This window comes from Clostridium pabulibutyricum (assembly GCF_058242705.1).
On record NZ_JBZAYZ010000019.1, the window covers coordinates 13,240 to 35,810 of the forward strand.

General features: G+C 36.5%; 21 protein-coding genes and 4 tRNA genes. 21 read left to right on the plus strand and 4 right to left on the minus strand.

The features are described from left to right. The first annotated feature begins 7 nt into the window (after window positions 1-7). The 5 genes from nifB to AC4CVH_RS14985 all read left to right on the plus strand — a co-directional run bounded on the left by nifB (window position 8) and on the right by AC4CVH_RS14985 (window position 7,382). Window positions 8-2,662 carry a nitrogenase cofactor biosynthesis protein NifB gene (gene nifB, locus AC4CVH_RS14965; RefSeq protein ID WP_490788538.1) on the plus strand — a complete coding sequence of 885 codons (2,655 nt, stop codon included), beginning with the start codon at window positions 8-10 and terminating at the stop codon, window positions 2,660-2,662. Further along, a complete protein-coding gene (locus tag AC4CVH_RS14970; protein WP_490788539.1) occupies window positions 2,646-3,692 on the plus strand; it encodes a homocitrate synthase/isopropylmalate synthase family protein in 1,047 nt (348 codons plus the stop codon). Before nifB ends, AC4CVH_RS14970 begins: the two co-directional genes overlap by 17 nt. 6 nt (window positions 3,693-3,698) lie before the next feature. Further along, window positions 3,699-4,505 carry a hydroxymethylglutaryl-CoA lyase-like TIM-barrel protein gene (locus tag AC4CVH_RS14975; protein WP_490788540.1) on the plus strand — a complete coding sequence of 269 codons (807 nt, stop codon included), beginning with the start codon at window positions 3,699-3,701 and terminating at the stop codon, window positions 4,503-4,505. Window positions 4,506-4,651: 146 nt separating this feature from the next. Next, the gene (locus AC4CVH_RS14980; protein WP_490788541.1) at window positions 4,652-6,058 is read left to right on the plus strand and encodes an NAD(P)/FAD-dependent oxidoreductase; all 1,407 of its coding nucleotides are present in this window, start codon (window positions 4,652-4,654) and stop codon (window positions 6,056-6,058) included. A gap of 37 nt (window positions 6,059-6,095) precedes the next feature. Continuing rightward, window positions 6,096-7,382, plus strand: coding sequence for an adenylosuccinate synthase (locus AC4CVH_RS14985; RefSeq protein ID WP_490788542.1), 1,287 nt, complete (start codon window positions 6,096-6,098; stop codon window positions 7,380-7,382). Between the two features lie 58 nt (window positions 7,383-7,440). On the opposite strand, the gene AC4CVH_RS14990 is transcribed toward AC4CVH_RS14985, so the two are convergent. Beyond that, window positions 7,441-7,902: a low molecular weight protein-tyrosine-phosphatase gene (locus AC4CVH_RS14990; protein ID WP_490788543.1), complete on the minus strand. Its 462-nt coding sequence runs from the start codon at window positions 7,900-7,902 to the stop codon at window positions 7,441-7,443. 117 nt (window positions 7,903-8,019) lie between these two features. On the opposite strand from AC4CVH_RS14990, the gene AC4CVH_RS14995 reads away from it, so the two are divergent. Continuing rightward, window positions 8,020-8,775: an acyl-[acyl-carrier-protein] thioesterase gene (locus AC4CVH_RS14995; protein ID WP_490788544.1), complete on the plus strand. Its 756-nt coding sequence runs from the start codon at window positions 8,020-8,022 to the stop codon at window positions 8,773-8,775. Here AC4CVH_RS14995 and AC4CVH_RS15000 read toward each other — a convergent pair. Continuing rightward, a complete protein-coding gene (locus AC4CVH_RS15000) occupies window positions 8,772-10,007 on the minus strand; it encodes a BaiN/RdsA family NAD(P)/FAD-dependent oxidoreductase (RefSeq protein WP_490788545.1) in 1,236 nt (411 codons plus the stop codon). The genes AC4CVH_RS14995 and AC4CVH_RS15000 overlap by 4 nt on opposite strands. 117 nt (window positions 10,008-10,124) lie before the next feature. On the opposite strand from AC4CVH_RS15000, the gene AC4CVH_RS15005 reads away from it, so the two are divergent. The 5 genes from AC4CVH_RS15005 (at window position 10,125) to AC4CVH_RS15025 (ending at window position 11,346) form a co-directional block, all read left to right on the plus strand. Further along, window positions 10,125-10,922, plus strand: a complete 798-nt coding sequence (locus AC4CVH_RS15005; protein WP_490788546.1) for a pyruvate, water dikinase regulatory protein — start codon at window positions 10,125-10,127, stop codon at window positions 10,920-10,922. A 98-nt stretch (window positions 10,923-11,020) separates the two neighbouring features. Beyond that, a tRNA-Glu gene (locus tag AC4CVH_RS15010) sits at window positions 11,021-11,095 on the plus strand. A gap of 8 nt (window positions 11,096-11,103) precedes the next feature. Continuing rightward, a tRNA-Val gene (locus tag AC4CVH_RS15015) sits at window positions 11,104-11,179 on the plus strand. Window positions 11,180-11,187: 8 nt separating this feature from the next. After that, window positions 11,188-11,264: transfer RNA gene (locus tag AC4CVH_RS15020), tRNA-Asp, on the plus strand. 6 nt (window positions 11,265-11,270) lie between these two features. Next, a tRNA-Thr gene (locus tag AC4CVH_RS15025) sits at window positions 11,271-11,346 on the plus strand. Window positions 11,347-11,419: 73 nt separating this feature from the next. Here the strand turns inward: AC4CVH_RS15025 and AC4CVH_RS15030 are convergent. Together AC4CVH_RS15030 and AC4CVH_RS15035 are read right to left on the minus strand one after the other, a co-directional pair. Then, on the minus strand, window positions 11,420-12,403 hold the full coding sequence (locus tag AC4CVH_RS15030; RefSeq protein WP_490788547.1) for an ATP-binding protein: 984 nt from the start codon (window positions 12,401-12,403) through the stop codon (window positions 11,420-11,422). After that, the gene (locus AC4CVH_RS15035) at window positions 12,396-13,385 is read right to left on the minus strand and encodes a DnaD domain protein (protein ID WP_490788548.1); all 990 of its coding nucleotides are present in this window, start codon (window positions 13,383-13,385) and stop codon (window positions 12,396-12,398) included. Before AC4CVH_RS15035 ends, AC4CVH_RS15030 begins: the two co-directional genes overlap by 8 nt. A 201-nt stretch (window positions 13,386-13,586) precedes the next feature. Between AC4CVH_RS15035 and AC4CVH_RS15040 the strand changes: the two genes are divergently transcribed. The 10 genes from AC4CVH_RS15040 (at window position 13,587) to AC4CVH_RS15085 (ending at window position 22,555) form a co-directional block, all read left to right on the plus strand. Then, a complete protein-coding gene (locus AC4CVH_RS15040; protein ID WP_490788549.1) occupies window positions 13,587-14,654 on the plus strand; it encodes an NAD(P)H-dependent flavin oxidoreductase in 1,068 nt (355 codons plus the stop codon). Between the two features lie 50 nt (window positions 14,655-14,704). Continuing rightward, complete coding sequence (locus tag AC4CVH_RS15045) at window positions 14,705-15,166, plus strand: MarR family winged helix-turn-helix transcriptional regulator (RefSeq protein WP_490788550.1); 462 nt, start codon at window positions 14,705-14,707, stop codon at window positions 15,164-15,166. 33 nt (window positions 15,167-15,199) lie between these two features. After that, window positions 15,200-16,174, plus strand: coding sequence for a beta-ketoacyl-ACP synthase III (locus AC4CVH_RS15050; protein WP_490788551.1), 975 nt, complete (start codon window positions 15,200-15,202; stop codon window positions 16,172-16,174). Between the two features lie 64 nt (window positions 16,175-16,238). Next, window positions 16,239-17,180: an enoyl-[acyl-carrier-protein] reductase FabK gene (gene fabK, locus AC4CVH_RS15055; protein ID WP_490788552.1), complete on the plus strand. Its 942-nt coding sequence runs from the start codon at window positions 16,239-16,241 to the stop codon at window positions 17,178-17,180. A gap of 9 nt (window positions 17,181-17,189) precedes the next feature. Beyond that, entirely contained in the window at window positions 17,190-18,125 is a 936-nt protein-coding gene (gene fabD / locus AC4CVH_RS15060; RefSeq protein ID WP_490788553.1) for an ACP S-malonyltransferase, read from the plus strand. A gap of 22 nt (window positions 18,126-18,147) precedes the next feature. Further along, window positions 18,148-18,897 carry a 3-oxoacyl-[acyl-carrier-protein] reductase gene (gene fabG / locus AC4CVH_RS15065; RefSeq protein ID WP_490788554.1) on the plus strand — a complete coding sequence of 250 codons (750 nt, stop codon included), beginning with the start codon at window positions 18,148-18,150 and terminating at the stop codon, window positions 18,895-18,897. A 40-nt stretch (window positions 18,898-18,937) separates the two neighbouring features. Then, a complete protein-coding gene (gene fabF / locus AC4CVH_RS15070) occupies window positions 18,938-20,176 on the plus strand; it encodes a beta-ketoacyl-ACP synthase II (RefSeq protein ID WP_490788555.1) in 1,239 nt (412 codons plus the stop codon). A 1-nt stretch (window position 20,177) separates the two neighbouring features. Beyond that, window positions 20,178-20,687: an acetyl-CoA carboxylase biotin carboxyl carrier protein gene (gene accB, locus AC4CVH_RS15075; protein ID WP_490788556.1), complete on the plus strand. Its 510-nt coding sequence runs from the start codon at window positions 20,178-20,180 to the stop codon at window positions 20,685-20,687. A 29-nt stretch (window positions 20,688-20,716) separates the two neighbouring features. Beyond that, window positions 20,717-21,172: a 3-hydroxyacyl-ACP dehydratase FabZ gene (gene fabZ, locus AC4CVH_RS15080; protein WP_490788557.1), complete on the plus strand. Its 456-nt coding sequence runs from the start codon at window positions 20,717-20,719 to the stop codon at window positions 21,170-21,172. A 24-nt stretch (window positions 21,173-21,196) separates the two neighbouring features. After that, entirely contained in the window at window positions 21,197-22,555 is a 1,359-nt protein-coding gene (locus tag AC4CVH_RS15085) for an acetyl-CoA carboxylase biotin carboxylase subunit (RefSeq protein WP_490788558.1), read from the plus strand. The last annotated feature ends 16 nt before the right edge of the window (window positions 22,556-22,571 follow it).

A 22,571-nucleotide genomic window follows, 5' to 3' on the forward strand; every position in this document is an offset into this window, starting at 1 on the left:
AGTTGAGATGAGTAACAAAAAACTCGTAAATGTAGATGTAAATCCATGTAAGATGTGCATGCCCATGGGTGGTGTAATGGCATTCAAGGGCATAGAAAACAGTATGGTGATTTTGCATGGGTCTCAAGGCTGCAGCACGTATATAAGAAGACATATGGCTACACACTACAATGAACCCGTGGACATAGCGTCATCTGCTCTAACTGAACAGGGTACTGTATATGGTGGTACAAAGAATCTTAAAAAAGGCTTGAAAAACATGATGAAAATGTATGAGCCTACTACAATAGGTGTATTGACAACGTGCCTTGCAGAGACAATAGGAGAGGATACTAAAAGAATAGTAGATGAATTTTATGAAGAAGAGAAGGGAAATAAAAAACTTAAAAAATTAAAAATTGTTATGGCTCCTACACCGGGATATGGCGCTACTCAGGCGGAAGGATACTATGTAGTTCTCAGAAAGATAGTGGAACAAATCTGCGAAAAGTCTGAAAAGACGGGGAAATTAAATATAATATGTGCAAACTTGAATCCTGGAGATGTAAGGAATATAAAGAGAATATTGGATGACTTCAGAATAGGTTATACGATTTTGCCCGATGTATCCAATACGCTTGACTCTCCTCATAACGAAAAATATAGAAGAATTCCAAAAGGAGGAACAAAAGTAGAAGATATAAAAAACATGCCTGGAGCCACAGCTACAATTGAAATGGGATGTACTATATCGGATGCAAATTCTCCAGGTGTATATCTTAGAGACAAGTTTGGGGTACCTCTTTATAAATGCAAGATACCAATAGGGCTTAGAAACACAAACGAGTTTATACAATTAATATCGAAATTAACAGGTTTTTCTATACCTGAAGAATATATGGTGCAGAGAGGAAGATATCTGGATGCGATGATAGACAATCATAAGTATACCGGTGAAGCAAGAGTTTTGCTTTATGGTGAACCGGAGCTGGTATATTCAGTTTCAAGGTTGTGTCTTGAAAATGGAATTCTTATAAAAATGATTGGAATGGGATCTAAGAATTCAAAGGCCAAAGATATGCTCAAGGAAGAGTTGAAAGTGCAAAAAGAGGATTCAATTGTACTTGATGATACGGATTTTGGTACTATGGAGGACTATGTAAAAAGGCTTAGCATAAACTTGTTCATAGGAAATTCAGATTCGAGGAGAATGGCCAAGAAGCTTGGAATAAAAATAATAAGAATAGGATTCCCAATTCACGACAGGGTGGGGGGACAGCGCCAGGTGACGACATCATACAATGGATCTGCATTTTTAATAGACAGTGTTGCAAATGCAATGCTTGAACATACTCAAAATACCTATAGAAAAAAGGCCTATGATGATTTTTACGTACCTTTTCAAGAAATGGAAAAGAAGGATAAAACATGTACTCACCCATGCTTTGGGGACAATGCACATAAATTTGCAAGAATGCATATACCTGTTGCACCAAAATGTAATATAAGCTGTAATTACTGCAGCAGAAAATATGATTGTGCAAATGAAAGCAGACCTGGAGTTACAAGTGAGGTTTTAAATCCTGTAGAGGCACTTGAAAAATTTAAACTTGTAAAAAGCAAAATGAAAAACCTTACAGTTGTTGGAATAGCAGGGCCGGGAGATGCCCTGGCAAATTTTGAACAGGTTAAAAAATCACTTGAACTTATAAGAGCAGACTCACCAGATACCACATTTTGTTTATCTACAAACGGGCTTATGCTTCCTTTTTATGTAAACCAGCTTGTAGAGCTTGGAGTATCTCATGTAACAGTGACAATTAATGCAGTTGATAAGAAAATAGGAGCCAGGATATACAAAGAAGTAAACTATCTTGGCAGGAGGTATGAAGGTGAAGAAGGGGCGGGAATACTTCTTTCAAATCAGCTTACAGGCATAAGATATCTGTGTTCGAGAGGTATAACGTGCAAGGTAAATATAGTAATGCTAAAAGGTGTAAATGACAAACATATAAAAGATGTCGTAAAAAAAGTAAAAGAGTGCGGTGTATATATGACGAATATAATGCAGATGATACCTGTTCAGGGCAGCGAATTTCAAAATCTTCCTCTTGTCTCAAATGTAGAATTAAATGAGATGAGAAAAGCTTGTGAGATTGATATAAAGCAAATGTATCACTGCAGACAGTGCAGAGCGGATGCCATAGGGACGCTGGCGCAGGACTGCTCTATAGATTTTAGGGGATGTCAAGAATGCGGTGGAGAATGCGGTGATATAGATGAGAAATATAAATTTGCAGTTTCATCTAAAACAGGTATGAATATAGACCAGCATTTTGGACATGCTACTGAATTCTATATATATTCTTATAATGATGGAACTATAAGATTTCTTGAGAAAAGAAATGTGGACAAATATTGTACAGGAATTGAAGTGTGTGATGAACACGAAAGCAAAATATCAAAAATTGTGAAAACAATAGGTGATTGTGATGCTGTACTTACACTTAGGGCAGGATTTGAGCCTAGAGAAAGATTGGAGAGGGAGGGAATAAAATTAATCCAAATGTATGATTCAATAAACAAGGGAATTCTACGTGCGGTAAAAAAGATGCATTCAGGAAGGATTTCAGAGGAGAAAACCAATATGGGAAAAGGTGAGGCTCATGTCCATTACAATTAAGAACACAAAAAAGATTATTATAGATACAACGTTGATTTCAATTTTAAAAGAACATGGACATATAAATGATGATTTTTCCGAGGAGTTTCTCATGCTCCTTGGAGAAATAGGAGTTGATTTTATAGAGTTAGACTGTAGCGTTTTGGAAAAAATAAATACATTTCCACAGAGTTTGGATTATATATACAGAGTTGATGATTTTTCCAGTGATTTAGGTACCTATAATCAATTTGAATATGTTGTAGCAGACTATGAAAAAGTAAAAAAATCAAAAATCCTGGATTCATTCAAACACATTAAAATAATTCTTGAGGTTGATGTGAGGGTAATAGATGAAATTTTTACAAGAGAAACATCAGAAATTTTTAAAGATATAAATATAAAAGTAGTGAGAATAAAGAATGCGGTAAAATATAATTTGTACAAGTGGAGCAAAATTATAAAAGACATAAAGACAAACTTCAATGCGGATGTTGATTTTTGTGCTGATGATAAGTTCCATATGGCAACAGCTGTAAGCATGGAAGCCTGTGCGGATGGGGCAGATTCCATAACGGCGGCTTTTAATGGGCAAAAATTTGGAAGAGCATCTCTTGAAGAGGTTATTATTGGGCTTAAGGTTATAAAAGGGGCGGAGATACAAGGAAATTTAAAGCTTCTGGAAAAGTTGACGAAGGTATATTCAAAACTGACGGGGTGCGATATTTCCCCGATGAAGGCAGTTATAGGAAGAGATATTTTCAAGTGTGAGTCTGGTATTCATGTAGATGGCATATATAAAAACCCTAATACGTATGAGCCGTATAATCCATGTGATATAGGAAGTATCAGGTCCGTGTATATAGGAAAACATTCAGGGAAAAGGGCGGTCATGTTGAAGCTTGATGAACTTGAAATAGATTATTCAGGAGTTGATATGGAACAATTTTTAAAAAAAGTCAGGGAGTTCAGTATAAATTTGAAACGAAATATCCATGACCGGGAGCTTGCTGAAATTTTCAGATGTTTTAGGAATACATGTTTGAGGTGAGAAAAAATGGATGTCAATATTGTTGATACTACACTCAGGGATGGAGAGCAGAAGGCAGGAACTGTGTTTGGAATGGATGAAAAAATAAGAATAGCAAAAATACTGAATGACATGGGTGTAAAACAGATAGAATGTGGAATTCCGGCAATGGGGGGACAGGAAAAGAAAAGTGTTGAAAAAATAGCTGGACTTGGCCTTGAAAGCATAATATCGTCATGGAATAGAATGAGTATAAGTGATATAGAAGATTCGATGGATTGTGGAGTTGATATAATACACATATCCGTGCCATCATCGGATATACAGATAAAATATAAACTGGGCAGGAGTCGTGCATGGGTGCTGAACAATATAAGACGGTGTATTGCATATACAATCGGCAGGGGTTTTGAGGTAACTGTTGGTTTTGAAGACGCCAGCAGGGCGGATATAAATTTTTTAATTGAGCTTTGCATGGTGGTATCAAACATGGGAGTTAAAAGAATTAGGTATGCAGATACTGTTGGAGTGCTTTATCCAAGACGAACATTTTATATTGTAAAGAAGATAATACAGGAAGTTCCTGTAGACATAGAAATTCATGCACATAATGATTTTGGTATGGCTCTTGCAAATTCAATTGCAGCTGTTGAAGCTGGTGCAAAGTTTGTAAATTCTACAATTGGGGGAATAGGGGAAAGAGCAGGAAATTGTGATTTTGTAGAATTTACAGCTGTTGTGAAGGAATTCGGCATGTATAATATGGCTGCAGATATTAAGAAATTTTTGAAAATGGAGCAGTCAATCAAGAATATAATGAATCATAGTTGTTAATAATAATTCTCGGTTTATACCGAGTTTTTTTATGTATAAATCCAATTTCAATAGTACGAATTTTAATATTAAAATTTTGATAATTATTCGTATTTTTGTTGACTGAAATAAGTACTTCTGATACCATGATGTAGGAGGGATGCGTTTTGAAAGATATATATGATATCATAATAGTCGGTGCGGGTCCTGCTGGTATATTTACTGCCCTTGAGGCCTCCAGGATTAACAAAAATTTGAATATAATGATACTGGACAAAGGCAGAAATATAGATCATAGAAAGTGTCCTGAAAGGACAACTGGAAAATGTTTAAAATGCAATCCATGTGCCATAACTTTCGGGTGGTCCGGTGCAGGGGCCTTTTCAGATGGAAAACTTTCCTTGAGCCCTGAAGTTGGAGGGAGGATACAGGATTATTTTTCAGAAGATGAATGTATGAAATTGATTAAATACTGTGATGAAATATACTTGAAGTTTGGAGCAAATAAAACTGTATATGGATTGAACAACGAAAAAATAGATCACATCAAATATGAAGCGAGCAAGCATAATATAAAACTTGTTGAATGCCCTGTCAGACACCTTGGAACAGAGCTTGCTTATAATGTTCTGAAAGGCATGTACTCTCACCTTATTGAGAATACAAATACTGAATTTAGTGAACTTACGGATGTCGAGGAAATTTTGACCGACAATGGTAGAGTAAAAGGTGTAAGAATAGTTAAAAATGGAAAAAGTCAAGAGGTAAAAGGAAAGTATGTAGTGGTAGCCCCTGGACGAGGTGGTGCAGAGTGGTGGTCCAAAGAATCAAAAACTCTTGGACTTAAAACTGTAAATAATGCAGTTGATATTGGAGTCAGGGTCGAAGTACCCAATTCTATAATGGATCATCTTACAAAGGATCTTTATGAGGCAAAACTTGTTTACTATTCGGATACCTTTGATAATAAAGTAAGAACTTTCTGCATGAATCCTGGAGGAGTGGTTTCAGAGGAACACTACGACAATGGAGGAATAGCGGTGGTAAATGGTCACAGTTATTCTGAGAAGGAACTCAGAACAGACAATACCAACTTTGCAATGCTTGTGTCAACAACGTTTACTGAACCATTTGACCGACCTATAACTTATGGAAAGTATATTGCAGAGCTTGGCAATATGCTGACAGGCGGGGGAATAATGGTTCAGAGACTGGGAGATCTTTTAAATGGAAGAAGAACAGATTATTCGAGACTTAAAAAATCAACTACAATTCCTACGTTGAAGTCTGCAGTACCTGGAGACTTGAGTTTTGTGCTGCCACAAAGACATCTTACATCCATAGTTGAGTCATTGAAGGCTTTTGACAAGATTGCACCTGGCCTTTTCAGCAAAAATACTCTTCTCTATGGAGTTGAAGCCAAATTTTATTCAAGCAAATTTGAAACAAATAAAAACTTTGAAACACGTATAGAAAATCTTTATACTATAGGTGATGGAGCGGGAATTACGAGAGGCCTGATGCAGGCATCCACAACAGGGGTAGTTGTTGCAAGAGATATATGTGGAAAATGATTATAATTATTATGGATTGAAATGAGGAGGAAAATTTATGTCAGCATTTATTGTTTTGGGAGCACAATGGGGAGACGAAGGCAAGGGTAAAATGACAGATTATCTTGCCAATGGAGCAGATGTTGTAGTTAGATTTCAGGGGGGAAACAACGCAGGGCATACAGTTGAAGTAGATGGAAAGCAGTATAAACTTCATCTTGTACCTTCAGGAATACTCTACAAAGATAAATTGAATGTAATAGGGAATGGCGTTGTTCTTGATCCTAAAGCATTGTTTGAAGAAATACAATACCTTGAAGAAAATGGTGTAAAAGCAACGCCTGATAAGCTTATAATAAGTGACAGGGCACAGGTTATAATGCCTTATCACAAGGTGTTTGATGGTGTAAAGGAAAAATCAAGGGGAAAGAAAGACATAGGAACTACAGGAAAAGGAATAGGACCTTGTTATACAGATAAAATGGAAAGAAGTGGGATAAGAGTATGCGACCTTCTTCACAAGGATGTATTCTTGGAAAATTTGAAGAAGAACATGGAAGTGAAGAATGCCATCATCTCAAAGGTATATGGTGGAGAAGAACTTGATTTTGATTCAGTGTACAAGGAATACAGCGAGTATGCTGAAAAGCTGAAACCTTTTGTAAAAGATATATCGGTAGAGGTATACAAAAACATAAAAGACGGCAAAAAGGTTTTATTTGAAGGAGCACAGGGTACTCTTCTCGACATAGATTACGGTACGTATCCATATGTTACCTCATCAAGTACAATCGCAGGTGGAGTATGCATAGGAGCAGGAATAGGACCTAGAATGATAACAGGTGCTGTTGGAATTGCAAAAGCATATACCACAAGGGTTGGAAAAGGTCCTTTCCCAACAGAACTCAATGATAAGACAGGAGACTGGATAAGAGAACAGGGACATGAATACGGAGTAACTACGGGAAGGGCAAGAAGATGCGGATGGCTTGACCTTGTAATACTTAAAACAAGCAGCAGAGTTTCAGGACTTACAAGTTTTGCAGTTACAAAGATAGATACTCTTGCAGGACTTGAAAAAGTAAAGGCGTGTGTTGGATATAAATTTAATGGACAGATTATAGATTATGTTCCTGCAAGCCTTGAGGATCTTGCCAAATGCGAACCTGTATATGAAGAGTTTGATGGATGGGATGAATCAATAAATGATGCAAGAGACTATGAATCACTTCCTGAAAATGCAAAGAAATATATAAAAGCAATAGAGAAATTTACAGATACAAAAGTATCCATAATATCTGTGGGACCGGCAAGGGATCAGACCATAGAAGTTTCTGAAATATAGAAGTGAATGAGAAAAGGCTTTTGGGACATTACACCAAGAGCCTTTTTAATTGGTTTATTTATAAATCATGCTTCTTTACATAGTTTAGAAATGCAGTGCATCCGGCAAGTACATCATTGTACGTTTCGTCAAAGTCTCCGGTGTACCATGGGTCTCTAATATCTCTTGGGGTATTTGAAAAATTAAGGAGTTTTGAAACCTTGTTTTTTACATCGCCGCCTACTATATTGAGAATGTCTTCTATGTTGTAACTGTCCATTCCTATGATGTAGTCGTATTTGTCATAATCATTTTTTTCGAGTTTTACTGCGTATTTTCCATTTGTAGAGATCCCATATTGTGAAAGTTTTTTTCTTGTACCTCTGTGCACAGGGGTTCCTATATCCTCTGTACTTGTTGCGGCTGAAGCTATAAAAAAGCTGCCTTCCATGTTTTGTTTCTGAACCATGTCCTTTAGGACAAATTCAGCCATGGGTGAGCGGCATATGTTTCCATGGCATACGAAAAGTATTTTAATCATATTCAAGTACCTCGCTTTAATATTCTTGATTTGCATTAATGTAATGAATAGATTATAACATGTATTGTGATATAATACTAAATATATACAGTAAATTAAGACTTAGGAGGTGCTGTAATGACAAAATTATCTACATTAAAAGAGTTTGAGGTAAATTATTATGAAATAGATTTTAGAAAAAGACTTCTTATAACGAGTCTTATAAACTATTTTGAAGATACTGCAATCAAGCAGTCCCAGGATTTAGGACGAGGACTTGACTATATGGAAAAAAGCAATTCAGCATGGGTATTGTTTAAATGGGACATACATATAAAAAGGTATCCGGGTTTCAGGGAAAAAATAAAGGTTACTACAATTCCGTATTCTCTTAGAAAATTTTATGGTTATAGAAGTTTTATAGTAGTTGATGAAAAAGAAAATGAAATATGCAGTGCAAATTCAGCATGGCTTTTAATGGATACTGAAAAAAGAAGGGCAAAGAGGATCACTGATGATATGTATAGAGTGTATGGACTTACCAGGGAAGACGATGAATTTATAGATATAGAAAATATACATCTTCCAGATAATTTTACCACGGAAAAAATATTCAATGTAAGGTATAGTGACATAGATACAAACAGGCATGTAAACAATGTAAAATATATAGATTGGGCCATAGAAACGATGCCCTCCGATATAATGATCGCTTATTCCATGAAGAATATCAAAATAACATATAAAAAAGAAGCTACATATGGAGAGAAGGTAAAATCATCAAGCTGTATTGTAAAAAAGGGAGAGGAATATGTTGGAATACATCTGATATCGAATCTTGAGGGAGAAAAACTTTGTCTTTTGGAAACAGTATGGGAAAAGTTTGAACCTTAGAGTTTATCTTTCGCTGCACTCTTTCCTGCCATAAATCCTGAACTCCAACACCATTGAAGGTTGAAGCCACCACAGTCTCCGTCCACATCCAGAAGTTCTCCTGCAAAATAAAGATTGCTGGTTATAAGGGATTCAAGTGTTTTCGGATTAACATTTGAAGTGTCCACACCGCCTGATGTAACCTGGGAGTTTTTAAATGAATTTGTGTCATAGACTTTGAAAGTCCATGATCTCATAAGAGAGTAAATATTTTGTTTTTCCATCCATTCGGTGTCGGATACAGGTTTATGAATGTTTTGTATTCCAGCTTCTTTCAATAATATAGGTATCATTTTCTTGTTTATTATGCCGATTAGAGCATCCGACAAATTTCTGTGCCACATTAATCCCAAATGATTTTCCATAAATTCAGTAAACTGGTTTTCAGACATATTAGGAAACATATTAACTTCAAGATCCACATTTTTCCCAAGTGAAAGATTCCGTGAGGCGATGCCGCTTACTTGAAGTACAGGAGGTCCCGATATTCCATAATCTGTGAATAATATCTCGCCATACTCTTTTCTTGAAGGTGTACCGTCTACAAGAAGAGTACAACTTCCGTTGAACTTTATGCCTGAGAGGGCTCTTAGATGGTTGTATTCAAGTTTTAACTGCACGAGGGATGGTATAGGAGTTATTATTTCATGATTTAGGCTCCCGGCTATTTTAAATCCCGTACCGTCTGAACCTGTGAAAGGAGCCGATTTTCCACCTGTACACAGTATAACTTTTTTGGATTCGAAGGTTTCAGTATTTGTTGATATTTTAAATCTATTTTTGATTTTTTTTATGCTTTTGACTTTCGAGTTAATATATACAGGGATTTCACGCTCATTAAGTGCCATGCGGAATATGTCAACTACAGAAGAGGCTTGAAGAGACATAGGGTAAGTTTTGCCCTGTTCGATGGTTACAAGAGGAAGACCGAGCGACATAAAAAAGTCACAGGTATCCTTGTAGGTGAAGTTAGACAGTACATATTCAAAGAAATTTTTGTGACTGCTGTGATATTTTTCTGTATCAATATTTTTATTTGTTATATTACATCTTCCATTACCTGTAAGAAGAAGTTTTCTGCATATTCTTTCGCCGCCTTCAAGAAGAGCCGTATCAATTCCTGAATCTTTTGCGGTAATTGCAGCTGTTACTCCCGAAGCACCGGCACCTACTATAATAAGTTCATGAAACAAGTTAAACACATCCTTAGTATAAACATTAGAAATAATTTCAATTATTTATATTTTACTTTAATGTACTTGATAAGTAAATCATATGTTATTATATAGCTATACAAGAAGGTGAAAATTATGTTGAAAATATATGCAGTATCGGATTCTATAGGAGAAACTGCAGAACAGGTGGCACGTGCTACAGCATATCAATTTTGTAATAATATTAAAATAGAAAAGGTTCCATATGTTAAGAGTTATGAAAATGTAAATGAATTTATAGATAGTATAAAGGTAAAGGAAGACATACTTATAATATCTACAATAGTCCTTGTGGATGTGAGGGAATTTTTAACGAGAAGATGTATTGAATGCGGCATACCGATAAACAATATACTTGGGCCATGTATAAGTATGGCAGCGAGAATATTGAATAGAATACCCGATTACAAGCCGGGGGCTGTTTGGGGTATGGATGCCAATTACTATGAAAAGATAAAAGCAATGGAATTTGCGGTTCAATACGACGACAGCAAAAACAATTCAGGTATAAAATATGCAGATGTAATACTTATAGGACTTTCAAGAACGTCGAAGACTCCTCTTTGCATGTATCTTGCAAACAAGGGAATAAAAGCTTTAAACATTCCTCTTATGCCGGAGGTTCCTGTTCCAAAGGAGCTTTTTGAGATAAACAGGAAAAAAATAATTGCACTTACAATAGATCCTATTCAGCTTATAGAAATAAGAAAAAGAAGGATAGGAAGGTATCATACGCGGTTTACGAATATAAAATATGCAGATGAAGAAAGAGTACTTCAAGAGCTTGATTTTGCAGATAGGCTTATAAGAAGATTGAATTGTAAAGTGATAGATGTTACTAAAAGGGCAATTGAAGATACAGCTCTTATGATAATGAATTACATAAGATCGTAATAAAATTAGGAGAAAATGAAAAAAAGTGTTGACACGTAGCTAAATATTTTGTATTATAGACTATGTCGGGTTCAAGAACAAGCTTAATTTAATATCGAGGCCCCTTGGTCAAGCGGTTAAGACACCACCCTTTCACGGTGGTAACAGCAGTTCAAGTCTGCTAGGGGTCACCATTTTGTGTGGGCGCATAGCTCAGCTGGGAGAGCATCTGCCTTACAAGCAGAGGGTCACAGGTTCGAGCCCTGTTGTGCCCACCATGTAAAGTGGCTTAGTAGCTCAGATGGTTAGAGTGCCGGCCTGTCACGCCGGAGGTCGTGGGTTCGATCCCCATCTAAGTCGCCAAAATATGCTGGTATAGCTCAGCTGGTAGAGCAACTGACTTGTAATCAGTAGGTCGTGGGTTCGATGCCTACTACCAGCACCAGGACAGTTTCAAGGTAAACACCTTTGAGGCTGTTTTTTATTGCTGAAAATTAACATACAGAGCAGCAAACGTGTTAAATGTTTTTGCTCTGTATGTTTTGTTTTACCCTTATATCGTCTCCGAAAAATTTAAATAATACAAAATTTCCTATGAGTCTTGAGGAAATTCTCTCTGAGTATATTTTAAGTAGTTCTTCAAGATCGCAGTTTGTTGATATTATTATTTTCTTTTCTTTTAAAAGTCTCATATTGAGCAGGTTGAACAATTCGGTTTTTGAAAAGTCTGTTATCTGCTCGGATCCAAGATCATCTATTATAAGAAGATCACAGTTGAAGATTAAATACTTTAAATTCTGATCATTTGAAAATCGTATATCCCTTAGGTTTTGTATGAGAGTTTCAGCTGTCCTGTATATTACAAGGTGGCCTTTATCGAGAAGTTCTTTTGCTATGCAGTTTGACATAAAGCTTTTACCAGTCCCCGAACTTCCGTAAAATAGTAAATTACTATTTATTGAAGAAAAGTTTTCAATGAACTTCCAGCACCTCGATGCAATATTTTGTATGTTTTTTCTTGGACTTATGTGCTCCCCGTAGGATTTCTCCTGTGAGAACAACAAAGGATTGTAATTTTCAAAATTATTCTTTACCAGTATATTTGTCAAATTTGAATTCCTGTAATATAAATGTACAAGTTTTTTCTTGTAACAGCTGCAGCGTTTTGTTCCCACAAAACCAGTGTCTTTGCATGTTTTGCATTTGTATTGAAGTTCAAGGTAATCCATGGGATAATTGTGTGCGACCAAAAGCTCAGATTTTTTTATGCGCAGTTCTGTTATTTTTTCACGCATTTCTTTTAAATATTTATCGCGGTCCTTTGAATTATTCAAAAGATGAATGGACAGTTTAATTGAATATAATCCTATCTCTTTTTCAATTTCAAGAACTTCTGGCAGTTTCTGTTTGATTTCGCTGCGTCTTTCTTCAAGCTTCCTTTTTTCTTTTTCACGGATATTTTCATAAGCGTTCATAATGGCACTGTTATATCCTTTAATCATTGTTATCCCATCCTAATAGTTTCTTTTCGAGATCCTTGAAGTTGTAGTTTCTCTGTTTGAAATTGTTGAAGGTACTTGATTTGGAGGCAGATCTGTTCTTTGCCTGAGGATTTATATATCTGACCTTTTTCTTGTCTTTTTTTTCTACATCTTCAACAGTTTTTATATTGTCTTTATTCCAGCTTCCAAGTATGCCGTCTATGTATTTGAAGTCTGCCTTGTTTATTCTGTGAAAGCAGATATCACAGGCCTTATAGATAATATCAACAGAAAAGTTGTAAGTATCAAGCCATTTTACAAGAAGATTTTCCTGAGGTTTCATAATTTCACCGTCTTTTATTCCAAGATAGTTCAATATTTTACGGATGTTTACCCATTTGTCCTCGTGTTTTTTTATAAATATCTGAGCATCATTTATATTTTTGATTTTTGCATCAAACCATGATATAGCAACTTTTTCAATGTAGCGGCTGTCGGTTTTTTTCTTTAACACACAGTATTGTATCAATAATAGTACAATCTCCGGGGAAAAGTTGAATTCCTTGAGCCAGCTTACGTACATTGTTATTTCCTTTGAAGAAAGTGTTCTTCCAAGAAGTTTTTCTATATCCTGAAGCATATCTTTGGTTGAGTTTTTGTTAAACTCTTCAATTATATCCACATTGTCGGTTTTTTGGTTGACAGACTCTGAAAGATCAAGAAACTCTATGCTGTAGTTTCCCATATTGTCTATGGGAGCCATTTTGATTACACTTTCATCTTCCCAGTAATTCCATGCATTGAGTACATCTGTCTCTAAAAGATGAAGTGCACTTGCAATTACTTCCGAACTAACGCCAAGTTCACCGCAGTTGCAGTATTTTAGCCCAAGAAGATAGACTTTTACAAACTCCCCCCGGGCCTTTGGCATGAATTTATCTATGAAAATGTTGCTAACAGGAGTATATCCTGAATCTTTACCGTTAAATACAAAAGTACTCATATAATTTACCCGCCTTTTATTGACTTTATTTAAAAAGTACATCTTAATTATTAATTATATCAAAGTGGAAAACTTATAACAATCTAACTTTTAGCTTCCAGCATTTTACTTTAAATTATTTGACACTGTTTTTTTTTTAATATATACTTTGAATATCAAACTATTTGATACTCAAAAAAACATATTAAAGGAGACGATTAAATGGGTTTACCTCCACTTATCATAGGTGATTTAAAAGCAAGTGTTCCCATTATACAAGGAGGTATGGGTGTCGGCGTTTCGGGCTACAGGCTTTGTCAGGCTGTAGCAAATCAAGGTGCGATTGGAGTGATATCCGGAGTACAGATAGGATATAGAGAACCGGATTTTGAAACGAATACCAAGGAAGCAAACGTAAGGGCACTCAGGAAGGAAGTAAGAAAGGCTAGAAGTTTAAGTCCGAATGGAATAATTGGTGTAAATATAATGGTCGCTGTAAGTGATTATGATGAAATGGTGAGAACCTGTGTGGAAGAAAATGTGGATATTGTTATATCGGGGGCGGGACTGCCGCTTAAGCTTCCATCTCTTGTAGAGGGCAGCAGTATAAAGATAGCACCGATTGTATCTTCTGGAAAAGCTGCTTCACTTATTATAAGAAGTTGGATAAAAAAACATTCGAGACTTCCTGATATGGTAGTTGTGGAAGGACCACTTGCAGGTGGACATCTTGGATTTCATCTAAGTCAGCTTGAGTCTGGAAAAGAGAATCTTGAAGACATCGTACAGGATGTTTTGAAGGTTGTTAAAGTATTTGAAGAAAAATACGATCGAAAGATTCCTGTTATTGCAGCAGGTGGAATTTATACGGGAGAAGACATTGTAAGATTTTTGAAATTGGGTGCTTCAGGAGTACAGATGGGAAGCCGGTTTGTTGCAACGGAAGAATGTGATGCAAGTATGGAATATAAAAAGGCATATATAAATTCAACAAAAGATGATATAAGGATTATAAAAAGTCCTGTAGGACTTCCGGGAAGAGCAATTGGAAATAGTTTTATAAAGAAAACTGACAAAGGCAGAATCGCTCCGCTCAAGTGCTACAATTGTCTTAAAAAATGTAATCCTAAAGATACTCCTTACTGTATATCAAGGGCATTGATTAATGCTGTAGAGGGTAATTTGGATGAAGCTCTTGTTTTTGTCGGTGCAAATGCATATAGGATAGATAAGATAGTGACAGTTAAGGAGCTTATAAAAGAATTAACGTCTTGTGCAGATACATTTTAGGGTTGTGCAGTATTAAAAATTGTTTATTTTATACTTAGAAAGGTGATTTGGTGGATAAGAGTATAAGTGTTATAAATCAACTGCTTGTGGACATTTTTTATGACATACTGCAGATAGAACAAAAATCTGTTCAATATCATTCTTTTGATGACTTGTCCATTTCAGAAATACATACTATAGAAGCAATTGGTATGTATACTCCGAGAAAAATGACTGATGTAGCGTGTCAACTTGATATAACTCTCAGCACTTTGACTACTGCTGTAAATCATCTGGCACAAAAAAAGTATGTTGAACGATCTAGAAGCGAAATTGACAGACGTATTGTATACATAATGCTTACTAAAAAGGGTAAGATTGTTTATAGACTTCACCGAAAGTTTCATTATGATATGATAAAGGAATGTATAGAAGATTTAAATGAACAAGAAAGATTCATTTTCATAGGAGCACTTGAAAAATTAAATGGATTTTTTAAGTCGAAGTGCAATATAGGGGTTAAAACCAAATAAAAATATATTTAATCAATATAAAGAAGGGGAAACATGAATAGAGTAGAGATTATTGGGACTGGAAGTTACTTGCCGGAAAATGTTGTGACAAATGATGACTTGAACAAAGTGGTAGACACAAGTGATGAATGGATAAAAACGAGAACCGGTATAAGGCAAAGAAGAATTTCAAAAGGTGAAGGGACATCGGAAATGGCTTCAAAAGCTGCGCTTAAGGCCATTGAAAATTCGGGTGTATCAGCGGATGAAATCGACTTTATAATAACAGCCACAGCTACGCCGGATGATTTTATACCATCTACTGCATGTATAGTTCAAAAAAACATAGGGGCAGTCAATGCTACATGCTTTGACATATCTGCGGCATGCTCCGGTTTCATATATGCAATGGATATAGGAACTCAATTTATAAAGTCCGGTAGGGCGAAAACTATTCTTATAATAGGTGCAGAAACTCTTTCCAAGATACTTGACTGGAAGGATAGAAGTACCTGTATTTTATTTGGAGATGGAGCAGCCGCTGCAATATTAAGGAAGGGTGATAGAAATAATGTTCTTTCGGTTTTGACAGGTTCAAACGGTTTTCTTGGAGATGCACTTGTATGTGAAGCTCTGCCTGTGAACAATCCTTATATTGAGGGTGAGGTAAAAAAAACTTTTTCTGTGGTAAAGATGGATGGAAAAGAAATATTCAGGTTTGCAGTAAAGATAATGGAGAAGGTTATAAAAGAACTTTTAAAGCAGACGGAAAGTTCCATAGATGAAGTGAAATGCATAGTTCCTCATCAAGCAAATCTTAGAATTATTGAAGCTGCATCCAAGAGGTTGAATGTGTCCGCGGATAAATTTTATGTGAATCTAGACAAATACGGCAATACTTCTGCGGCAAGTGTAGGTATAGCCTTTGATGAGGTTATGAAAAAGTGTGATCTGAAAAAAGGAGATAAAATCATACTGGTGGGATTTGGAGGAGGACTTACCTATGGGGGAGTTTTTATTCAAGTTTGACGAAAAGAACAGGAATTGAATGTCTTAAAAAAAACAGTAACACCATGTAATAAGGAGGTATATAATGATCAATTCAGGATTTTGCAAAATGCTTGATATAAAATATCCTATTATACAGGGGGGAATGGCGTGGATTGCAGATAGTTCTCTCGCTTCCGCAGTATCAAATGCGGGAGGTATTGGTATAATAACAGGAAATGCACCTGTGGATTGGGTAAGAAGTGAGATAAGAAAGGCAAAGGAACTGACAGACAAACCTTTCGGAGTAAATATAATGTTGCTTTCAGAAACTGCCGAGGACATAGCAAAGATGGCATGTGAAGAGGGAGTAAAGGTAGTTACAACAGGGGCTGGAAATCCTGGAAAGTATATAGACATGTGGAAGGAACATGGTATAAAAGTCATACCAGTAGTTGCGTCTGTTGCTCTTGCAAGAAGAATGGAAAGATCAGGAGTGGATGCTGTTATTGCAGAGGGATGCGAATCGGGAGGCCATGTTGGAGAACTTACTACAATGGCGCTTGTACCACAGGTTGTAGATGCAGTGAGCATACCTGTAATTGCTGCTGGTGGAATAGGCGACGGAAGGGGAGCTGGAGCAGCTTTCATGCTTGGAGCATCGGGAATACAGGTAGGTACAAGATTTTTGGTTGCAAAGGAATGTACAGTATCTCAGAATTATAAAGATAGAATTTTAAGGGCGAAGGATATAGATACTCAGGTTACAGGAAGAGCTACGGGACACCCGGTGAGAGTTATAAGGAATAAGCTCACACGTAAGTTTCAGCTTCTTGAAAAGAGAAATGCTTCTGCAGCTGAATATGAAGAGTTGGGAAGAGGAGCACTTTCAAAGGCGGCTAAAGATGGAGATATAGACAATGGTTCTGTAATGGCAGGCCAGATTGCGGGACTTGTAAACAAGGAACAGAGTGCAGATGAAATAATAAATGATATTTTCAATGGACTTAAAGATAATTTAACAAAAGTGGAAGACATGGTTAAGTAGGAGGATGAAATGGGTAAAATAGGTTTTTTATTTTCAGGTCAGGGAGCTCAATACGTTGGTATGGGAAAAGAGCTGTGCGAGCAAAATAGTCTGTCGAGGGAAATATTTGAAACAGCAGACAAAGCACTCGGCTTTTCTATAAGCGATATGTGCTTCTACGGGCCAAAAGAACGTTTGAATGAAACTGAAAATACGCAGCCTGCAATATTGACTGTAAGCATTTCAGCAGCCAAAGCTCTTGAAGGCTTTGGCGTAAAGGCTGACATGACAGCAGGGCTCAGTCTTGGAGAGTATTCAGCACTTGTATCAAGCAATGCTATTGATTTTAAGGATGCTGTTGTTCTTGTTAAAAAAAGGGGAAGATACATGCAGCAGGCAGTACCTCAGGGTAAGGGAGCCATGTTTGCAATAATCGGATCTGATATTGATACAATGAAGGATGTATGCAGTGAATGCTCAAGCTTTGGAATAGTTGAGATAACGAATTTAAATTGTCCGGGGCAGATAGTAATTTCAGGTGAAAAGGAAGCTGTGAAGAAGACAGCTGACAAATCCATTGAAAAAGGTGCAAGAAGAGCTATAGAGCTTTCAGTAAGCGGACCATTTCATACATCCATGATGAAGCCGGCAGCAGAAAAACTTTATGATGAACTTAAAGGCATAACAGTTTCAGATTTTGATGTTCCTGTTCTCACCAATGTTACAGGAGAAGTTATAGAAAGTAAAGATAAAGTAAAAGATTATCTGAAAAAACAGGTTATGAGCACCGTATATTTTCAAAAATCCATAGAAAACATGATAAAAAGCGGAGTTGACACTTTTATAGAAATAGGACCGGGAAAGGTTTTAAGTGGATTTGTAAGAAAGATCAACAGAAAAGCCGTAATTTTGAACGTTCAGGATATTGATTCTCTTAATTCTACTGTAAAAACACTCAATAAATAAAAGATAGATTGGAGAGTATAAAATGGATAAGATCATGAAGGGAAAAGTTGCCGTAGTTACAGGGGCATCAAGAGGTATAGGAAGGGCTATTGCATTGGAACTGGCATCAAAGGGTGCTGATATAGTATTAAATTATAGAAATGATTCTTCTTCTATGGAAAGTATCGAGAATGAAATAAAGGACTTGGGAAGTAGAGTAATTTCAGTTAAAGCAGATGTAAGTGTTTTCAAAGATGCTGAAAATTTAATAAAGAAAGCAGCAGAAGAGATGGGAACGGTTGATATACTTGTTAACAATGCAGGAATTACGAAAGATGGACTTATACTTAGAATGAAGGAAGAAGACTTTGACAAAGTTATAAATGTAAACCTGAAGGGCGCATTTAATTGTATAAAGAATGTAATACCGGTCATGCTTAGGAAAAGAAGTGGTAAAATAGTGAATATATCTTCTGTAGTTGGTATAACGGGAAATGCTGGTCAGGCAAATTATTCAGCTGCAAAGGCGGGAATAATAGGGCTTACCAAGTCTACAGCAAGGGAACTTGCATCAAGAGGTATAAATGTAAATGCTGTTGCGCCGGGATTTATAAAAACAAGTATGACGGATGTACTTTCGGATAAAGTAAAGCAGGGAATACTTTCTGGAATACCTTTGAATAAAATTGGAGAATCAAAAGATGTTGCAAAGGCGGTTTCATTTTTGGCATCGGAGGATTCAAATTATATAACGGGTCAGGTTATAAATATAGACGGTGGAATGGTTATGTAGCAATATTTAACCTAAAATTAGATTAAGGTTGGTGAAATAATTGAAAAACAGAGTAGTAGTTACAGGAATTGGTGCAATTACTCCAGTAGGAAACGACGTAGATACATTTTGGGATAGTATAAAAAATGGTAAATGTGGAATAGACTTTATTACACAGTTTGATACTACTGATTTTAAGGCAAAGCTTGCAGCAGAGGTAAAAGATTTTGATCCTGCAAGAGATCTTGGAAGAAGAGAAGCAAGAAGACTGGATAGATTCGCACAATTTGCTCTTTATGCTACAGATGAGGCTATAAAAGATTCCAAACTTGACTTGGATGCTGTTGACAAGCACAGAATGGGAGTTATAGTAGGTTCAGGAATAGGTGGCATAGGGACTATAGAAAAAGAGCATGAAACACTTATGGAAAAAGGACCAAATAGGATACGTCCTCTTTTAATTCCTATGATAATAGGTAATATGGCTGCTGGGAACATAGCTATAAAGTATGGTGCAAAGGGTGTATGTACAGCAGTAGTTACAGCATGTGCCACAAGCAATAACTGTATTGGAGAAGGCTACAGAATGATACAAAATGGAACTGCTGATATAATAATTACAGGGGGTACTGAAGCTTGTATAACTCCTCTTTCAATAGGTGGTTTTATATCACTTACTGCACTTAGTAAAAGTGACGATCCAAAGAGAGCATCTATTCCGTTTGATAAGGAAAGAAATGGTTTTGTAATGGGAGAAGGTTCAGGAATTGTAATACTTGAGTCTCTTGAACATGCAAAGAAGAGAAATGCTAAAATATATTCTGAAATAGTTGGATATGGTTCAACTTGTGATGCTTACCACATAACTTCTGTTGATCCGGAAGGAGAAGGTGCTGCAACTGCCATGAAGCTGGCTATAGAAGAAGCAGGGATAGATAAAAGTGAAGTATCTTACATAAACGCACATGGAACCAGCACCGTATCAAATGATAAAGGTGAAACAATAGCAATAAAAAGACTGTTTGGAGAGACTGCAAAGAAAATACCTGTAAGTTCTACTAAGTCAATGACCGGACATCTCCTTGGAGCAGCAGGGGCAGTTGAGGCCATAGCATGTATAAAGGCAATTCAGGATGGAATTATTCCACCTACTATAGGATACAGGGAAAAAGACGAGGAATGTGACCTTGATTATGTACCTAATGAAGCAAGAAAGGCAGATGTGAAATATGCTATGTCAAATTCATTTGGATTTGGTGGGCATAATGCTGTAATTTTATTAAAGAAGTGGGGTGAATAGTATGGACTTCAAGGCTGTTGAAGAAATGATAAATGTAATGGATAATTCAACTCTTGGATATCTTGAAGTAAACTGGGATGAAGTTTCCATAATAATGAAGAAGAAGGGTGAATCAGGTGTAGCCAAAGTGGTTCAGAATTCAGGAGCTGATAATTCTTCAGCAAGTGGAGTGGAAATTCAGAAGGAGTCGGCTACTCCTAGAGTTGTGGAAGAGACCAGTAAAGAAGATTCCGAAGATCAAGAGCATGAGAAAGAAGAGGATGAAAACATAAAAGAAATATGTTCGCCGATTGTAGGAACTTTCTACAGCAAGGCATCACCTGAAAAGCCGGATTATGTGAATGTTGGCGACAGGGTAAAAAAAGGTGATGTTCTGTGTATAATTGAAGCCATGAAAATAATGAATGAAATACCGAGTGATGTTGAGGGAGAAGTTGTGGAAGTGCTTGCAAAGAATGAGCAGATGGTAGAATATGGACAGTGCCTTTTCAAAATAAGAGTTCAAGGTTAAGCTGACTAAAATGTATATTGGAGGATAATATGGAGGACCAAGATTTTAATGTAAATTTGGGGATAAAGGAGATAAAGGAAATCATTCCGCATAGATACCCGTTTTTGCTTATCGACAGGGTTATTTACATGGAACCGGGGAAAAAAGTTGTTGCCGTTAAAAATGTAACTGCAAATGAGTATTTTTTCCAGGGACATTTTCCAGAGGAACCTGTAATGCCTGGAGTACTTACAATAGAGGCACTTGCCCAGGCAGGAGCTGTTGCAATACTCAGTAAAGAGGAATTCAAAAACAGAATAGCATTTTTTGGCGGGATAAACAGAGCTAAATTCAGGAGAAAGATAGTTCCAGGAGATACCCTGAGGCTTGTTGTTGAGATTATAAAAATCAAGGGACCTGCAGGAATAGGAAAAGCAGTTGCCTATGTTGGAGACAAGAAAGCTGCTGAAGCTGAACTGACGTTTTTCATAGGAGATAAAAACTAAATTATCGGGAGTTGAATTTAAAAAGTGTTTAGTAAAATATTAATTGCAAATAGGGGTGAAATAGCTGTAAGAATAATAAGAGCCTGCAGGGAAATGGGAATTCAGACTGTAGCAGTTTATTCCGAGGCTGATAGAGATGCTCTTCATGTTCAAATGGCAGATGAAGCTGTCTGCATAGGAGCACCGTCACCGAAAGACAGCTACTTGAATGTACAGAATATAATAAGTGCTACGGTTCTTTCAGGTGCTCAGGCAATACATCCGGGTTTTGGCTTCCTATCTGAAAACAGCAAGTTTGCGAGAATATGCAGGGAGTGCAATATTACATTTATAGGGCCGAGTGCTGAGTGTATAGAAAATATGGGTAATAAGTCAAATGCCAGAGATATAATGACAAAATCAAAGGTTCCTGTTGTGCCTGGCTCAGATGGAGCAATATCAAACGAGGAAGAGCTTGTAGAAACAGCAAAAAAGATAGGATATCCTGTTATGATAAAGGCATCTGCAGGTGGCGGTGGACGTGGAATAAGAATAGTGCAGGAAGAAAGAGATCTTATAAAAAATTACCAAAATGCAAAAAACGAAGCAAAGGCATCCTTTGGAGATGACACTATATATCTTGAAAAATTTATAGAAAGGCCAAAACATGTAGAAATTCAGATTCTTGGAGATAACTTTGGAAACGTAGTGTACTTGGGAGAAAGAGACTGCTCCATGCAGAGAAGAAACCAGAAGGTAATGGAGGAGGCCCCAAGCCCTGTGATGACGGAAGATCTTAGACGTGAGATGGGTGAGACTGCTGTAAGGGCTGCGAAGGCTGTAAATTACAACAATGCGGGAACTATAGAATTTTTGCTTGATAAAAACAATAATTATTATTTTATGGAAATGAATACAAGAATTCAGGTAGAGCATGCAATCACAGAAATGGTTACTGGAATTGATCTTGTAAAAGAACAAATTAAAATTGCAGCAGGAGAAGAGCTCGATTTTTCACAGGATGATATAGAGATAAAAGGACATTCTATAGAATGCAGGATAAATGCAGAAAACACAGAGCACGATTTTATGCCTTCACCGGGCAAGATAGAAAGCATGTATATTCCAGGAGGTTTCAATGTACGAATTGACAGCGGTGCCTATACAGGGTATACAATACCACCTTATTATGATTCAATGATAGCTAAACTCATAGTATATGGAAAGACAAGGGAACAAGCCATTGCTACCATGGGCAGGGCGCTTGAAGAATTTGTAATAGATGGAGTAAGTACAAATATTGATTTTCAGTATGATTTAATAAACAGCGATGAATTTATAAAAGGTTCCTATGATACTAAATATGTTGAAAAATTTATAAAGAACCTGTATAGTAAAAATTAAAATATAAGAGTTGATT

Coding starts and splice junctions, on each gene's coding strand:
- nifB (WP_490788538.1), top strand. CDS start 8: ATGAGTAACAAAAAACTCGTAAATGTAGATGTAAATCCATGTAAGATG.
- AC4CVH_RS14970 (WP_490788539.1), top strand. CDS start 2,646: ATGTCCATTACAATTAAGAACACAAAAAAGATTATTATAGATACAACG.
- AC4CVH_RS14975 (WP_490788540.1), top strand. CDS start 3,699: ATGGATGTCAATATTGTTGATACTACACTCAGGGATGGAGAGCAGAAG.
- AC4CVH_RS14985 (WP_490788542.1), top strand. CDS start 6,096: ATGTCAGCATTTATTGTTTTGGGAGCACAATGGGGAGACGAAGGCAAG.
- AC4CVH_RS14990 (WP_490788543.1), bottom strand. CDS start 7,902: ATGATTAAAATACTTTTCGTATGCCATGGAAACATATGCCGCTCACCC.
- AC4CVH_RS14995 (WP_490788544.1), top strand. CDS start 8,020: ATGACAAAATTATCTACATTAAAAGAGTTTGAGGTAAATTATTATGAA.
- AC4CVH_RS15005 (WP_490788546.1), top strand. CDS start 10,125: ATGTTGAAAATATATGCAGTATCGGATTCTATAGGAGAAACTGCAGAA.
- AC4CVH_RS15030 (WP_490788547.1), bottom strand. CDS start 12,403: ATGATTAAAGGATATAACAGTGCCATTATGAACGCTTATGAAAATATC.
- AC4CVH_RS15035 (WP_490788548.1), bottom strand. CDS start 13,385: ATGAGTACTTTTGTATTTAACGGTAAAGATTCAGGATATACTCCTGTT.
- AC4CVH_RS15040 (WP_490788549.1), top strand. CDS start 13,587: ATGGGTTTACCTCCACTTATCATAGGTGATTTAAAAGCAAGTGTTCCC.
- AC4CVH_RS15050 (WP_490788551.1), top strand. CDS start 15,200: ATGAATAGAGTAGAGATTATTGGGACTGGAAGTTACTTGCCGGAAAAT.
- fabK (WP_490788552.1), top strand. CDS start 16,239: ATGATCAATTCAGGATTTTGCAAAATGCTTGATATAAAATATCCTATT.
- fabD (WP_490788553.1), top strand. CDS start 17,190: ATGGGTAAAATAGGTTTTTTATTTTCAGGTCAGGGAGCTCAATACGTT.
- fabG (WP_490788554.1), top strand. CDS start 18,148: ATGGATAAGATCATGAAGGGAAAAGTTGCCGTAGTTACAGGGGCATCA.
- accB (WP_490788556.1), top strand. CDS start 20,178: ATGGACTTCAAGGCTGTTGAAGAAATGATAAATGTAATGGATAATTCA.
- fabZ (WP_490788557.1), top strand. CDS start 20,717: ATGGAGGACCAAGATTTTAATGTAAATTTGGGGATAAAGGAGATAAAG.